The sequence below is a fragment of the uncultured Alistipes sp. genome, assembly GCF_949296715.1.
Classification (GTDB): domain Bacteria; phylum Bacteroidota; class Bacteroidia; order Bacteroidales; family Rikenellaceae; genus Alistipes.
Genome location: NZ_CASFQD010000012.1, coordinates 1 through 14,534 on the forward strand (window position 1 = coordinate 1; position 14,534 = coordinate 14,534).

At 62.1% G+C, this 14,534-nt stretch carries 14 protein-coding genes; 9 read left to right on the plus strand and 5 right to left on the minus strand.

Annotated elements, in window-relative coordinates; translation table 11 throughout:
* Nucleotides 1-219 precede the first annotated feature (219 nt).
* Nucleotides 220-819 (minus strand): NUDIX hydrolase, encoded by a 600-nt coding sequence (locus Q1Y33_RS01415; RefSeq protein ID WP_300797527.1) that lies wholly within the window; start codon nt 817-819, stop codon nt 220-222.
* 184 nt (nt 820-1,003) lie between these two features.
* Between Q1Y33_RS01415 and Q1Y33_RS01420 the strand changes: the two genes are divergently transcribed.
* Complete coding sequence (locus tag Q1Y33_RS01420) at nt 1,004-2,290, plus strand: L-serine ammonia-lyase, iron-sulfur-dependent, subunit alpha (RefSeq protein WP_300797528.1); 1,287 nt, start codon at nt 1,004-1,006, stop codon at nt 2,288-2,290.
* Between the two features lie 8 nt (nt 2,291-2,298).
* Nucleotides 2,299-3,549 (plus strand): histidine-type phosphatase, encoded by a 1,251-nt coding sequence (locus Q1Y33_RS01425; RefSeq protein WP_300797530.1) that lies wholly within the window; start codon nt 2,299-2,301, stop codon nt 3,547-3,549.
* Between the two features lie 368 nt (nt 3,550-3,917).
* On the opposite strand, the gene Q1Y33_RS01430 is transcribed toward Q1Y33_RS01425, so the two are convergent.
* From Q1Y33_RS01430 to pepE, 4 genes are all read right to left on the minus strand, one after another.
* Nucleotides 3,918-5,144, minus strand: coding sequence for a glycosyltransferase N-terminal domain-containing protein (locus Q1Y33_RS01430; RefSeq protein WP_300797532.1), 1,227 nt, complete (start codon nt 5,142-5,144; stop codon nt 3,918-3,920).
* A gap of 138 nt (nt 5,145-5,282) precedes the next feature.
* Complete coding sequence (locus tag Q1Y33_RS01435; protein ID WP_300797534.1) at nt 5,283-5,645, minus strand: YraN family protein; 363 nt, start codon at nt 5,643-5,645, stop codon at nt 5,283-5,285.
* A gap of 1 nt (nt 5,646) precedes the next feature.
* Nucleotides 5,647-6,489 (minus strand): prephenate dehydrogenase, encoded by an 843-nt coding sequence (locus tag Q1Y33_RS01440; protein ID WP_300797536.1) that lies wholly within the window; start codon nt 6,487-6,489, stop codon nt 5,647-5,649.
* A 7-nt stretch (nt 6,490-6,496) separates the two neighbouring features.
* Nucleotides 6,497-7,198, minus strand: a complete 702-nt coding sequence (gene pepE, locus Q1Y33_RS01445) for a dipeptidase PepE (protein WP_300797537.1) — start codon at nt 7,196-7,198, stop codon at nt 6,497-6,499.
* Between the two features lie 179 nt (nt 7,199-7,377).
* On the opposite strand from pepE, the gene Q1Y33_RS01450 reads away from it, so the two are divergent.
* From Q1Y33_RS01450 to ppdK, 7 genes are all read left to right on the plus strand, one after another.
* Nucleotides 7,378-7,614: an acyl carrier protein gene (locus Q1Y33_RS01450; protein ID WP_300797539.1), complete on the plus strand. Its 237-nt coding sequence runs from the start codon at nt 7,378-7,380 to the stop codon at nt 7,612-7,614.
* 45 nt (nt 7,615-7,659) lie between these two features.
* Nucleotides 7,660-8,907, plus strand: a complete 1,248-nt coding sequence (gene fabF / locus Q1Y33_RS01455) for a beta-ketoacyl-ACP synthase II (RefSeq protein WP_300797541.1) — start codon at nt 7,660-7,662, stop codon at nt 8,905-8,907.
* A gap of 95 nt (nt 8,908-9,002) precedes the next feature.
* The gene (rnc, locus tag Q1Y33_RS01460; protein ID WP_300797543.1) at nt 9,003-9,701 is read left to right on the plus strand and encodes a ribonuclease III; all 699 of its coding nucleotides are present in this window, start codon (nt 9,003-9,005) and stop codon (nt 9,699-9,701) included.
* A 44-nt stretch (nt 9,702-9,745) separates the two neighbouring features.
* Nucleotides 9,746-10,381, plus strand: a complete 636-nt coding sequence (gene radC, locus Q1Y33_RS01465; RefSeq protein ID WP_300797545.1) for a DNA repair protein RadC — start codon at nt 9,746-9,748, stop codon at nt 10,379-10,381.
* A 775-nt stretch (nt 10,382-11,156) separates the two neighbouring features.
* Nucleotides 11,157-11,384, plus strand: a complete 228-nt coding sequence (locus Q1Y33_RS01470) for a helix-turn-helix transcriptional regulator (RefSeq protein ID WP_295906866.1) — start codon at nt 11,157-11,159, stop codon at nt 11,382-11,384.
* Between the two features lie 2 nt (nt 11,385-11,386).
* Nucleotides 11,387-12,211 (plus strand): hypothetical protein, encoded by an 825-nt coding sequence (locus Q1Y33_RS01475; protein WP_300797548.1) that lies wholly within the window; start codon nt 11,387-11,389, stop codon nt 12,209-12,211.
* A gap of 166 nt (nt 12,212-12,377) precedes the next feature.
* The coding region (gene ppdK, locus Q1Y33_RS01480) for a pyruvate, phosphate dikinase (protein ID WP_300797550.1) at nt 12,378-14,534 on the plus strand (2,157 nt) is incomplete at its 3' end.

Sequence of the window (14,534 nt, forward strand, 5' to 3'; positions counted from 1 at the left end):
CCTATGGATGTGATGTGGGTTGCTCTCCGGATATTGTCTGGCGCGCCTATCGAAAGCCGTACGGAGAGATTCTGGACGAAGGAGGAGGCAAGGCTTCGGAGTGGAGCGTTCGTGCCGTTCACAAGTTCTGACCGGAAGCAAAATACCCGGAGGTCCCGGCATCTTTCCTTGTTCGGCTCTGTTCAATGCGGAGATCCGTCTGTCGTTACGGCGGGAATCTTATCGAATCATCTTTTCCTTAGGTCCCGGGGCCGGTTCGCCGGCCTCGGGCGTTTCTGCGAAATAACGCCACAGCGGTGCCGCCATCAGCGCCTGGCGGATGGCTCCCGTGCGGAGCAGTTCGAGCACCTGCTCTTCGGTGAAGAGGTGCACGCGCAGGTCCTCGGTCGGGTCGAGGTGCTGGTCGCCCAGCCGTTCGACGCCTGTGGCCAGAAAGGTGTGCGCCAGGTTGTTCTGTGTCGCGGGGTTGGCCGAGAGCGACATCAGCTCGCGCCACTCTCCGCCGCCGTATCCCGTCTCCTCCATCAGCTCGCGCTGCGCCGCCGCCAGCAGCGACGCATCGGTCGGTTCGACGACGCCGGCCGTGATCTCGTAGTCGGTTTCGCCCAGTCCGTGGCGGTACTGGTCGATCATCACGAACCGCCCCTCGCGCGTGACGGCGATGACGTTCACCCACTCGGGGTATTCGAGGACGTAGTAGTCCGGGATGATGCGCCCGTCGGGCAGGCGCAGCCGTTCGTGGCGCACCGTGAACCACGGTTCGCGGGCGAGGTATTCGCTGGAGAGGACCTCCCAGGGTCGATTTTCGGGTTTTTCCATCGTTGTGCTTTCGTGTGTGACAAAAATAACAAAAAAAGTGTATCTTTGTATGATGCGACGCTTCCGGGCCGATGTGCGGGCGGATTTTTGTCCGCTGCCGGTGTCAAGGCCTGTGGAGAGGGCGGGGCAGCCCCGGCCGCGGCGGGCGGCGCACGAATGCGAAACGATACAAAACGATATGGATATGTTACCCGAATCCGAACGCAAACAGATCATCGGCCTCGTGCAGCGCGAGGTCATTCCGGCCATCGGCTGTACGGAGCCGATCGCCGTGGCACTGTGTACGGCGCGCGCCGCCGAGACGCTGGGCTGCCGGCCCGAGCGGATCGACGTGCGGTTGAGCGCCAACATCCTGAAGAACGCCATGGGCGTGGGCATTCCCGGTACGGGGATGATCGGCCTGCCGATAGCCGTGGCGCTCGGTGCGACGATCGGCCGCTCGGAATACCAGTTGGAAGTGCTGCGCGACGTGACGCCCGAGGCCGTAGAGGGCGGACGCCGCATGATCGACGAAAAGCGCATCGCCATCTCCCTGAAGGAGGGCATCGAGGAGAAACTCTACATCGAGGTCGAGGTCCGTGCGGACGGACACCGGGCCGTGGCGATCATCGCCGGGGGCCACACGTCGTTCGTCTACGTCGAGCGCGACGGCGAGGTCCTGCTCGACAAGCGCCAAAACGCCTCGTCCGAAACCGAGGAGGGCGATGTGCCCCTGACGCTGCACCGCGTGTGGGAGTTCGCCATGACGACGCCCCTGGACGAGATCCGCTTCATCCTCGAGACGCGCCGCCTGAACAAGGCCGCGGCCGAAACCTCCTTCGCGGGCGAGTACGGCCACTGCGTGGGCCGCACGCTGCGCTGCGACCGCGAGCGGCGGGTGATGGGCGACAGCATCTTCACGCACATCCTCTCCTACACCTCGGCGGCGTGCGACGCCCGCATGGCCGGGGCGATGATTCCCGTGATGAGCAACTCCGGAAGCGGCAATCAGGGCATCGCCGCGACGCTGCCCGTCGTGGTCTACGCCGAGGAGACCGGTGCCACGGAGGAGCAGATGATCCGCGCCCTGATGTTGAGCCACCTGACCGTCGTCTACATCAAGCAGAGCCTCGGCCGGCTCTCGGCGCTGTGCGGCTGCGTGGTGGCTGCGACGGGTTCGAGCTGCGGCATCACCTACCTCATGGGCGGCGGCTACGACCAGATGGTGGCGGCCGTGAAGAACATGATTGCCAACCTGACGGGCATGATTTGTGACGGCGCGAAGCCGAGCTGTGCGATGAAACTCACGAGCGGCGTCTCGACGGCCGTGCTGTCGGCGATGATGGCCATGGACGGCCATTGCGTGACGCCGGTCGAGGGCATCATCGAGGAGGATGTCGACAAGTGCATCCACAACCTGACGGCCATCGGCCGCGACGGCATGAACGAGACCGACCGCCTCGTGCTCGGCATCATGACCCACAAATGCTGACCCTTCGGATGAGGCTCTTCCGGTATCTTTTCCTCCTTGTGCCGCTGTTGGCGGCGGGAGCCGCCGCGGCGCAGACCTCCCCGGCGGAGATTGCGGCCTGCCGTGACCGTGCGGCCGGTATCTACCACTCCTACGAACCCGGGACTTCGTCCGACGTGCCGGTGCCCGAGGGGTACGAAGTCTTCTACATCAGCCATTACGGACGGCACGGAAGCCGCTACCATGCCTCGCCTGAAGCCTACGAGGCGCCGCTTGCGGCGTTGCGGCAGGCTGCGGCGGCCGGTGTGCTGACCCCTGCGGGGCGGGAGATGCTGCGCAAGGTCGAGTGTCTGGCCGACGATGCCCGCTCGCGGTACGGCGATCTGACGCCCCGCGGCGCGGCCGAACACCGCGGCATTGCCGAGCGGATGTTCCGCGCCTGGCCCGCACTCTTCTCGACGGAGGACGGACGCACGGTCTGTATCGAGAGCCGTGCGACGCTCGTGCCGCGCTGTATCTTGAGCATGGCGGCCTTCAACGAGCGGCTCAAGGAGCTCAACCCCGCGCTGACGATGTCGCGCGAGGCGAGCGAGCGCTACCTGCCATATCTCGCAAGCGGATATGCGGCGCATGACGCCGAGGCGCAGCGTGCGGCCGACAGCCTGCTGCGCGTGCGCCTCGACCCCGCACGTTTCGTCGGTGCGGTGCTCTCCGATCCCGCATTTGTCGACGACCCGCTGGACTTCATGCAGCAGCTCTATGTCGTGGCGGGCATGGCGCAGGATGCCGCGCATCTCGGCCTTTCGTGCTACGATCTCTTCACCGTTGACGAACTCTATGCCCTGTGGGAGAGTGAAAATGCGCTGCGCTACCTGCAGATGGGCCCTTCGGCGGCCTACGGTGACGCGATAGCCGCCAGTGCGCGGCCGCTGCTTGGCAACATTGTCGAAACGGCGCAGCGCGTGATGGACGGCCGGGAGCCGGTGGCCGTTTCGCTCCGTTTCGGACACGATGCCTTCCTCATGCCGCTGCTCTCCCTGCTGCGGGTTGAAGGCGCCTCGACGCGGGTTGCTGACCCGGGCGAGGTGGCCCGCGTGTGGAGCGTCGAGAAGGTGTCACCCATGGCGGCGAACATCCAGTTCATCTTCTTCCGCAACGGCGACGGCGATGTGAAGGTGCGCGTGCTGCACAACGAGCACGACGCCCGGCTGCCCCTTGCCGGGGGACCCTATTACGACTGGGAGGAGTTCAAGGATTATTGCGAGGCGCTCTGCCGCTGACGGTGCCACCCTTTCCGCAAAAGTGTTCCGCGGCGGGCGAGTGGAGTGGCTTTGTCCGAACGGGGATGCGCTCCGGTTCCCTCCGTACCGGATGAGGATCGGAATCATGCGGGGCGGTCACTATTCTTCTCCGTGCCGGCGGCGGGCCGAAGCCGCGATTTTCCATGTTGGCGGCGGGCCGGTCGATACGACGGAACGAAAAGGCCGCACATCCTCGGATGTGCGGCCTTTTCCGTTGCGGTACGTTTCGTATTTCCTTCCCTTTAGTTCTCTTTTATTTTCGTCTTTCCTTTTTTTTCCTCTTCTCCTTTTCCTTCTCCTTTCTCTTCTCTCTCTCCCTTTGCTCCCCCCCCCGGACGGATGGCCGGTCAGTGGAAGATCGTCTTGACGATAATGTTCGTGGCACCCTGATGGCGTGTCGTGTAATCCTTGGCGATGCGGCTGGTCTTCTGCAGGAACTCCTCGTTGTCGCGCAGCGGGATGAACCATGCGCGCAGCTCCTCGTAGGTGTTGACCGAACGGGCGGCGCCGAGCGTCACCAGGTCGCGCGCCTCCTTGAACTTGTGGTAGTTGGGACCGAAGGCCACGGGCAGTCCGAAGGTCGCCGCCTCGAGCGTGTTGTGGATGCCGACGCCGAAGCCGCCGCCGATGTAGCTCCACGTGGCGTATCCGTAGACCGAGGCCAGGAGCCCCACCGTGTCGAGAATCAGCAGCTGGCGCGAGCCGTAGCCCGTGCGCGAGGTGCACTGCGTGTAGCGCAGGGCGCCGCCGCGGGTCTCGGCGATGAGGTGCGCGATGCGTCCCTCGTCCATCTCATGGGGCGCCACGACGAACTTCACGTCGGGGTTGTCGTTCATCAGGCGGATGAGCAGCTCCTCGTCGGGCCCCCAGGTCGATCCGGCGACGAAGAGACGGTTGTCGCCCTTGAACCGCTCGATGATGTCGACCTGCTTGGCGGCCCGGGCGATCTCCGCCACGCGGTCGAAGCGCGTGTCTCCGGCCACGAGCACGTTGTCGAAGCCCAGCCCGGCGAGCAGTTTCTTCGACTCCTCGTTCTGCACGAACATCACGTCGAAGGATTCGAGCGCCTGGCGCCACATCCCGCCGTAGGGGCGGAAGAAGATCGAGTCGCGGCGGAAGATAGCCGAGACGATGTAGGTGCGCACCTTGCGGCGGCGCAGCTCGGCGAGCAGGTTGAGCCAGAATTCGTACTTCACGAAGATGGCGATCTCGGGGTGCGCCGCGTCGAGGAACCGGCGGGCGTTGCGCGGGGTGTCGATCGGCAGGTAGAAGATGTAGTCGACCCCCTTGTAGTTCTTGCGGATCTCGTAGCCCGAGGGCGAGAAGAACGTCAGCAGAACCTTGTATTCGGGGTGTGTCTTGCGGATCTGTTCGATGATGGGACGCCCCTGCTCGAATTCGCCGAGCGAGGCCACGTGCACCCAGAGGATGCGGGCCGCGGGGTCGATGGCCTCCGTCATGCGGCGGAAAAGGTCCCTGCGCCCTTCGATCCACAGCCGGGCCTTCGGATGTCTCGGCGCGATGAGCCGGATAATCCATACGTAAAGCGTCAGACCGAAATTATATAGCCACATCGGTTTACGGTTTGCTGTCTTGAATTTTCACGATCTCGACTCCCTGTGTGCGTGCCGCGGGGCGCGCAGCGGCAAGGATTTCATTTTCAGTCGGACAAAGATAACATAATTTGTCGGAAATACAAAGGAAATGCGAAATTACCAGTGGCACTCCATGGCATTTTCGATCAGGCGGATTTCGGCCCTTCCGTCCGGTGTCACGGTGACGGCCGCCAGGTCGAACTGCACCTCGCCCTGCCATCCCGTGGCGGCGAGGTAGACGGCGGCGGCACGGCGCAGCGCCCGGAACTTTCCGCGCGTGGCGGCCGCCTCGGGCGGCGTGAGGCTGTCGGAGCGCCGGGTCTTGACCTCCACGATGTGCAGGACCTCCCCGCGGCGCGCCACGATGTCGAGTTCGTAGCGGCCCTGGCGCCAGTTGAGGGCGCACAGTTCGAAGCCCCGCCCGCGCAGCCAGGAGGCTGCGGCGCGCTCGCCCAGATTTCCCGTTTCGCCGGCCGGCATGTCAGTGCAGGATTTTGCGGATGGAGTTCGCACGCCGGATCGCGGCGGCCAGCCCTTCGGCGTCGTCGCGCTCGATCATCCGCCGCATGAGCTGCAGCTGGTGGATGTGCTCGCGCAGGACGTCCAGTACGTTGTACTTGTTGCGCAGCAGGATCGGGACCCACGTTCCGGCCGCACTCTTGGCCAGCCGCACGGTGCTTTCGAAACCGCCGCCCGCCAGATCGAAGATGTGCCGCTCCTCGCGCTCCTTTTCGAGCACCGTGTTGGCCAGTGCGAAGGAGGTGACGTGCGAGATGTGCGAGACGTAGGCGGCGTGCAGGTCGTGCTCCTCGGGCTCCATGTAGACCGCCGGGCACTCCAGCGTGCGGAAGATGCGTTCGACGAGCGCCACGGCGTCGGCATCGCTGCGCTCCGTTTCGCACAGCACGACGCTGCGCCCCGTGAAGGCCCCGCGCTGGGCCGCCTGCGGACCGCTGTACTCCGTGCCCCACATCGGATGCACGGCGACGAAGCGTCCGCGGTGCGCGTGCATGGCGATCACCTCGCACAACTCGGCCTTGATCGACCCCATGTCGATGACCACCTGCCGGTCGCCGACGCGGTTCAGGGCCTTGACGGCCAGCAGCGGGATGGCATCCACCGGGGTGGTCAGCACCGTGAGGTCGGCCTCCGCAACCCCCTCCTCGAACGGCACCATGCGGTCGGCCAGTCCGAGACGCAGCGCCTCGGCGGCATGCTCCTCGGAACACTCGACACCGAGAATCTCATCGGCGAGGCCCCGCTCGCGCAGGGCCAGGGCAAACGAGCCTCCGATAAGGCCCATGCCCGCGATCGTGACTTTCATGGCCGCGTTACAACAGGAACGAGAGGTCGTCGCACGGCTGTACCTCGTAGGGGGCGATACCCTTTTTGAAGATGCGCATCGGACGCTGGCCGACGAGCTCCAGCCGCCCCGCTTCGTAACGGAGCATGCACCCTTCACGCAGCCCGACGACCCAGCGGCGCGGGTTGGCCTCGATGTATTCGAGCAGGCGCTGCTCGCGCGTCTCGCCCGCGTGGCCCTCGGGATTGGCGTCGAGGTAGTGGGGGTTGATCTGGAACTTCACGGCGCCGATGGCCCGGAACGATTCGGGCTGCACGATGGGCATGTCGTTTGTGGTCGAGATTGTCGGGCAGGCGACGTTGCTGCCGGCGGACCACCCCACATAGGGCGTTCCGGCCTTGATCTTGCGCAGGATGGCCGCCATGAGCCCCTGCTCCTGCATCTTCTTCGCCAGGGCAAAGGTGTTGCCGCCGCCCACGCAGATGGCCTCCGCCTCGCGGATCATGCGCGCGGGGTCCGCGGCCCGGTGTACCGAACGGACACGGATGCCGAGCTCGGCGAAGCGTGCCTGCACCTTCTTCTCGTATTCGGCGTAGGAGAAGGTCACGGCAGCGTAGGGTACGAATACTATTTCGCGCGTGCCCGCGAGGAAACGCTCGATTTCGGGCATCGGGTAGCGCAGGTACTCCTCTCCGGCGTTGGTCGAATTGGAGATCAGAAGCAATTTCATAATAGGGTGATTTTTAGATTGTTGTTTGTAAAAATGTGCTAAACGTCGAAAAGGTTGTCAATAAAAAATAGCCTCGTTTTGTCAAAAGTAATAAAAAAAGTGTTACTTTTGCGCAAAATTACCGCGGAAATATCATTTGAACTATTTCCAAATAATTGTTTAACTAAAAATTTAAGATTATGTCAGATGTTCAAAAGAAAGTTGTCGAGATCATCGTCGACAAGCTGGGTGTAAAGGAGTCGGAGGTAGTGCCCGAAGCAAGCTTTACGAACCACCTGGGTGCAGACTCGCTCGACACCGTAGAGCTCATCATGGAGTTCGAGAAGGCTTTCGATATCCAGATTCCGGACGAGGACGCTGAGAAGATCGCTACCGTAGGCGACGCCATCTCCTACATCGAGGAGCACAAGAAATAATTTTTTTCAGAAAAAGTTTTCACAGCTAATTTTGCCTTGGATTTTATGACAGGAAGAAGAGTAGTAGTCACGGGCATCGGTACGATCAACCCGCTTGGTAACAATATCGAAGAATATTTTGCAAATCTTGAGAAGGGAGTCAGCGGTGCCGCACCCATTACTCATTTCGATGCCGGGAAATTTAAGACACAGTTCGCTTGTGAAGTAAAGAATTACGATCCGAGCCAGCATTTCGACCGCAAGGAGGTCCGCAAGTACGACCTCTTCACGCAGTATGCCCTCATTGCCGCCACGCAGGCCGTGGAGGATTCGGGTCTCGACCTCGAAACCATCGACAAGGAGCAGGTGGGCGTTATCTGGAGCTCGGGCATCGGAGGACTCAAGTCATTCTTCGATGAGTGTCTGGGCTATGCCGCAGGGGACGGAACCCCGCGGTTTAGCCCGTTCTTTATTCCCCGCATGATCGCCGACATCGCTGCCGGGTTCATCTCCATGAAGTACGGCTTCATGGGCCCGAACTACTGCACCGTGTCGGCCTGCGCATCGTCCAACCACGGCATGATCGCCGCCATGGACGCCATCCGCTACGGCAAGGCCGACGTGATGGTGACCGGCGGTTCGGAAGCCGCCGTCAACGAACCTTCGGTGGGCGGTTTCAACTCCATGCAGGCGCTTTCGACGCGCAACTCCGATCCGCAGCACGCTTCGCGCCCCTTCGACAAGGACCGCGACGGCTTCGTCATCGGTGAGGGCGCCGGTGCCCTGATTCTGGAGGAGTACGAGCATGCCAAGGCCCGCGGTGCCAAGATCTACTGCGAGATCATCGGCGGAGGCGCTTCGGCCGATGCCTACCACTTCACGGCGCCCCATCCCGAAGGCAAGGGTGCCATCAAGGCGATGCGCGACGCCATCAAGGACGCCGGCATCCGTCCCGAGGACATCGACTACGTGAATGTGCACGGAACCTCGACCCCCGCGGGCGACTGCCCCGAGTTGAAGGCCGTGGCCACCGTGCTGGGCGACCATGTCTACAAGGTGAACATCTCGTCCACCAAGTCCATGACGGGCCACCTGCTGGGTGCCGCCGGTGCCGTCGAGGCCCTGGCCTGCATCTTCGCCATCACGCACGGCGTCGTGCCCCCGACCATCAACTGCGAGAACCTCGATCCCGAGATCGATCCCAACCTGAACCTGACGCTCGATACGGCACAGAAGCGTGACGTGAAGTGCGCGTTGAGCAACACGTTCGGATTCGGCGGTCACAACTCGACGGTCATCTTCCGCAAACTGTAGTTTCTGACCTCTCCGACGCCGTGATCGACTTTCTGTTACGTCCGTTCCGACGGAATTTCGGGGAAGACAGACACTATTACAGAATCGTCGATGATATGTTCGGGTTCATCCCGCATAACATCGAACTCTACAAGCTGGCTTTGATTCACAAGTCAGCTTCTTTGATTTTGGAGGACGGCCGGGCGATCAACAACGAGCGCCTCGAGTATCTGGGCGATGCCGTGATCGAGGCCGTCACGTCGGATTACCTCTTCATCGAGTTTCCCGACCGCGACGAGGGTTTCATGACCCAGCTGCGGTCGCGGATCGTCTCGCGGCAGTCGCTCAATGCGCTGGCCGTGCATATCGGGCTCGACCGGCAGGTGATTTCCAACAATGCGACCGGTGCCGCGCAGAAACATATCTACGGCGACGCCTTCGAGGCGATGATGGGGGCGATTTATCTCGATCAGGGGTATGATTTCGTCAACCGGCTGCTCATCAACCGCATCTATTACCGTTATCTGAACCTCGACGAGCTGACCGAATCGGAGACCGACTTCAAGAGCCGTCTGATCGAGTGGTGCCAGAAGAACCATCACCGGATTCTCTTCCGCACGGGCCACGACAAGGGCTATTCGGCCAGCCATCCGGTTTTCTATTCGACGGTGCTGGTCGACGACATCGAGGTCGGGCACGGGGCGGGCGATTCCAAAAAGGAGGCCGAACAGCAGGCCGCCTTCTCCGTGGCGCAGTACATGAGCGACGAGCAGTGTGCGACGCTGTTGGACCGTGTCGACAAACTTACCCGATAAAATCTCCGCGGAACGCAGGTGTTCCGCGTTTTTTTGTTGCGTCCATGAAACAAATTACCGATAAGATGGCGGTCCGGGGCGTCGGGGCGCTCGACGACCGTGAACTGCTGACGCTGCTGCTCGAGGACGAACAGCTGGCCGGCGGGCTTCTGGACTTCTGCGGGGGATCGCTTGCCCGGCTGGCCGATACAGAGCAGTCGCGCCTGCGCATGGTCGGGGGATTGGGACTGCGCCGCGCCTGCCGTCTGCTGGCTGCCGCCGAGCTCGGAAGACGCATCACCGAGGCACGGGCCGGTGCCGCTACGGTCATCGAGACGAGCGACGACGTGGTACGGCTGTTCCGTCCGCAGCTGGAGCGGCTCGACCACGAGGAGTGCTGGGTGGTTTACCTTACCTCCTCGAACCGCATCATCGAGCGGCAGCGGGTGAGCCAGGGCGGGGTGCAGGGAACCGTAGTGGATCATCGGCTGATCATCAAGCGGGCGCTCGAACTGCTGGCTACGCAGTTGATTCTCGTACACAATCATCCGTCGGGTGCCGCCGAGGCCAGTCCGCAGGACAAGGCGCTGACGGAGCGTATCGCCCGTGCCGCGGCTTTGTTCGACATCCGGCTGCTCGATCATCTCATTGTGGCCCGCGAGGGCGACTTCTCTTTTCTGCGCGAGGGGTTGCTCAAATAGAGGGTGGGGGATTGGTACTTTTGGCCCCAAAAGTACAAGAAAAAAGAGGTTGTAAGAATCTCACCCTTTCGAAACTCTTTTGTGCTTTTCGGAAAAACGCCGGAAAAACTTTTCCTTTTAACTGCTTTTCGGTGGCGAAAAGCAGCAAAAGCCACCCGACCGGTTCCGATGGCGGTGGCCGGTCGTCTGAAAGCGGCGTCGGGCGACTATTCGCGGGTTTGCAAGCAAACCGTCCCCGCCGCTCTCGCTTTCAGCCTTCCGTCCGCTTTCCCGCCATCGGAACCAAGTCGGGAATCGCCTTGCGGGTAAAAAGAATGCCGGAGCGCATTGCCATATATAAATAATCAATGCCGCCGCTGGTGGCACAATCAATCCGCACTCTCGTTTGACGCGGAAAAAGAGGGTGCGGGCTGCGGCGCGTCCGTTACGGGGTGGCGCATAGGCTTGATCTTGCGCGCCCCGTGCAGCGCCGCGGATCGCACCCTCCCGCGGGAAACGACGTGCGGAGGCTTTTGGTACTTTTGGCCCCAAAAGTACATGAGAAAACTTTTTCTTTATTCCCTGCTTTTCGGTGGCGAAAAGCAGCAAAAGCCACCCGGCGCTTTTCCATCATCGGAATCAAACCGGGAATCACCCCCGGACAATTACGATCTCAAACCTGACAACCCGGGATGCGAAATGAAAATCGCTCAATCATAGATGAGCATACTCATGTATACAAGAGCATCACAAATGGCATGTTTTTTAGTTTTGTGTTGGAATAAAATACAAAACATTGAAAACGCCGATAGATACTTACGTGATCGAAGCCATCCGCAAGGAACGGATGGCGCAGAAAGTGTCACAGGCCATGTTGGCATACGGTATCGGCGTTTCCAGAAGTTTCATTGGCATGGCTGAAAGTTCAAAATACGACATAAAATACAACCTCAACCATATCAATGAAATCGCCCGCTACCTGGGCTGTTCGCCCCGCGATTTCCTCCCCGAAAAACCGCTCTGAACGTGCGCGCGCTGCCGATACTCCGCACGTTGCTGACCGCCGCGGCGGCCCTCGCCTGCGGCCTCGCCGCCGCACGCCGCCCCGTGGGCATCGCCTTCTACGACATCGACCGCCTCTACGATACCCTGCCGTCGCTCTTCTACCACGATGACGACTACACCCCCGACGGCCGCTATGGCTGGAACACGGAGCGCTACCGACGCAAAATCCACCATACTGCCGCCGTCATCGACTCGATGGCGCTGCCGATCGTCGCGCTGTGGGGCGTGGAGAACGAAGCCGTGGTCCGCGACCTCGCCGCCGCCTGCCGCGGCGACTACTCCTACCTGCACCGCACGCTCAACTCGCTCGACGGCATGGACTTCGCCCTGCTCTACTACGGCGACCGGTTCTATCCCGAGCGGGTCGAGGAGGGGCGCCGCTACCTCTATGTCGAGGGGCTCCTGGGACGCGACACCGTGGGGCTGGTGCTCTGCGCCGAGGAACGCATGGCCCGCTGGGTCGTCCGCGACCTGCGCAGGGAGCGTCCGCAGGTGCGGCTCGTGGTGCTGGGGCGCTCCGCGACGCTCGATCCCGCGGCATGGGGCCTGCGCGACGCACAGGCCCGCGCGGCCCGCGCCGGACGGGGCACAATCCGCAGCCGCGGACGCTGGTCGATGCGCGACCGGATACTCGTCGACACGGCCTTCCGCGTGCTTGCGGGCGACGTCTACGTGCGCCGCTATCTGGTTGACCAAAAGAGCGGTAACCCCCTTACAACCATCTCCCGGGGCGTCTATCGCGGCGGCTATGGCTATTCGCTGCCCGTGTATGCGTACTTCGAGTAGAAATTCTTGGTATTTCGGAAAAGTTTTCATATATTCGCACTCCCAATGACAAAAATGTCTGTATTGCGAAGCGGTAACGACCCGGTCACCGCATTTTTTTGCCTGCGGGCATCCGTCGTAACGAGAAAAATTTTATATTTACATACCACTTAAACAAAAAAACACTATGGCAGACGTTAAACGAGTCTACACTTTCGGCAACAAGGAGGCCGAAGGCAACGGCAAAATGCGCGAACTGCTCGGCGGCAAGGGTGCCAACCTTGCGGAGATGAACCTCATCGGCATCCCCGTACCCCCGGGCTTCACCATCACCACGGAAGTTTGCGCCGAATACTACAAGCACGGCAAGGAGGACATCATCGAGATGCTCCGTCCCGAGGTCGAGAAGGCCATGCACAACATCGAGCGCCTCACGGGCATGAAGTTCGGCGACAAGGAGATGCCGCTGCTCGTGTCGGTGCGCTCGGGCGCCCGCGCCTCGATGCCCGGCATGATGGACACGATCCTCAACCTCGGCATGAACGACCAGGCCGTCGAGGCCGTGGCCAAGCGCACGGGCAACCCCCGGTTCGCATGGGACTCGTACCGCCGCTTCGTACAGATGTACGGCGACGTCGTGCTCGGCATGAAGCCCGTATCGAAGGAGGATCACGACCCCTTCGAGGTCATCATCGAGCACCAGAAGGAGAAGCGCGGCGTGAAGAACGACACCGAGCTGACGACCGACGACCTGAAGGTCCTCGTCAAGGAGTTCAAGGCCGCCGTGAAGAAGCAGACCGGCGAGGACTTCCCGACCAACCCGTGGGATCAGCTCTGGGGCGCCATCTGCGCCGTGTTCGGCTCGTGGATGAACGAGCGCGCCAAGCTCTACCGCAAGCTCAACAACATCCCCGAGGAGTGGGGTACGGCCGTATCGGTGCAGGCCATGGTCTTCGGCAACATGGGCAACAACTCCGCAACGGGCGTGGCCTTCTCGCGCGACGCCGCAACGGGTGAAAACATCTTCAACGGCGAGTACCTGATCAACGCCCAGGGCGAGGATGTCGTGGCCGGCATCCGCACGCCGCAGCAGATCACCATCGAGGGTTCGAAGCGCTGGGCCAAGGCCCAGAACATCTCCGAGGAGGTGCGCAAGGCGAAGTACCCCTCGCTCGAGGAGGTGATGCCCGACGTCTACAAGGAGCTTAACGAGATTCAGCACCACCTGGAGCAGTACTTCACCGACATGCAGGACATCGAGTTCACGATCCAGGACGGCAAGCTGTGGATGCTCCAGTGCCGCAACGGCAAGCGCACGGGTGCCGCCATGGTCAAGATCGCCATGGACATGCTGCGTGAGGGCCTGATCGACGAGAAGACCGCCGTGCTGCGCTGCGAGCCCGCGAAGCTCGACGAGCTGCTGCACCCCGTCTTCGACAAGAAGGCCATCGCTACGGCCCAGGTCATCACGAAGGGTCTGCCCGCTTCGCCGGGTGCCGCCACGGGTCCCGTTGTCTTCTTCGCCGACGATGCCGAGAAGGTGCTCGCCCAGACGGGCCAGAAAGCCATCCTCGTGCGTATCGAGACCTCGCCCGAGGACCTCAAGGGCATGCTCGACGCCGCAGGTATCCTCACCGCACGCGGCGGCATGACCTCGCACGCAGCCGTCGTGGCCCGCGGTATGGGCAAGTGCTGTGTATCGGGCGCCGGTGAGCTGCAGGTGGACTACAAGGCCCGCACGATCCAGGTCAACGGCTTCACCGTGAAGGAGGGCGACTGGATTTCGCTCAACGGCTCGACGGGCGAGGTATACCTCGGCCAGGTGGCTACGCAGGCTGCCGACCTGAGCGGCGACTTCGGCAAGCTCATGGAGCTGGCCGGCAAGTATGCCGTGCTGAAGGTTCGCGCCAACGCCGACACGCCGAAGGATGCCGCACAGGCCTTCGCATTCGGCGCCGAGGGTATCGGCCTCTGCCGCACGGAGCACATGTTCTTCGAGGGCGACCGCATCAAGGCCATCCGCGAGATGATCCTCGCCGACGACGAGGCCGGACGCCGCGTGGCGCTGGCCAAGCTGCTGCCCATGCAGCGCGGTGACTTCGAGGGTCTGTTCAAGGCCATGAACGGATATCCCGTGACGGTGCGTCTGCTCGATCCCCCTCTGCACGAGTTCGTGCCCCACGATGAGAAGGGTCAGAAGGAGATGGCCGAGGAGATGAACGTGCCCCTGAAGAAAATCGTCGAGAAGGTCGAGTCGCTGGCCGAGTTCAACCCCATGCTGGGCCACCGCGGCTGCCGTCTGGGCAATACCTATCCGGAGATCACCGAGATGCAGGCCCGGGCC

Coding starts and splice junctions, on each gene's coding strand:
- Q1Y33_RS01435 (WP_300797534.1), bottom strand. CDS start 5,645: ATGCCGGCCGGCGAAACGGGAAATCTGGGCGAGCGCGCCGCAGCCTCC.
- Q1Y33_RS01420 (WP_300797528.1), top strand. CDS start 1,004: ATGTTACCCGAATCCGAACGCAAACAGATCATCGGCCTCGTGCAGCGC.
- Q1Y33_RS01450 (WP_300797539.1), top strand. CDS start 7,378: ATGTCAGATGTTCAAAAGAAAGTTGTCGAGATCATCGTCGACAAGCTG.
- pepE (WP_300797537.1), bottom strand. CDS start 7,198: ATGAAATTGCTTCTGATCTCCAATTCGACCAACGCCGGAGAGGAGTAC.
- Q1Y33_RS01415 (WP_300797527.1), bottom strand. CDS start 819: ATGGAAAAACCCGAAAATCGACCCTGGGAGGTCCTCTCCAGCGAATAC.
- Q1Y33_RS01430 (WP_300797532.1), bottom strand. CDS start 5,144: ATGTGGCTATATAATTTCGGTCTGACGCTTTACGTATGGATTATCCGG.
- Q1Y33_RS01425 (WP_300797530.1), top strand. CDS start 2,299: ATGAGGCTCTTCCGGTATCTTTTCCTCCTTGTGCCGCTGTTGGCGGCG.
- rnc (WP_300797543.1), top strand. CDS start 9,003: ATGTTCGGGTTCATCCCGCATAACATCGAACTCTACAAGCTGGCTTTG.
- fabF (WP_300797541.1), top strand. CDS start 7,660: ATGACAGGAAGAAGAGTAGTAGTCACGGGCATCGGTACGATCAACCCG.
- radC (WP_300797545.1), top strand. CDS start 9,746: ATGAAACAAATTACCGATAAGATGGCGGTCCGGGGCGTCGGGGCGCTC.
- Q1Y33_RS01440 (WP_300797536.1), bottom strand. CDS start 6,489: ATGAAAGTCACGATCGCGGGCATGGGCCTTATCGGAGGCTCGTTTGCC.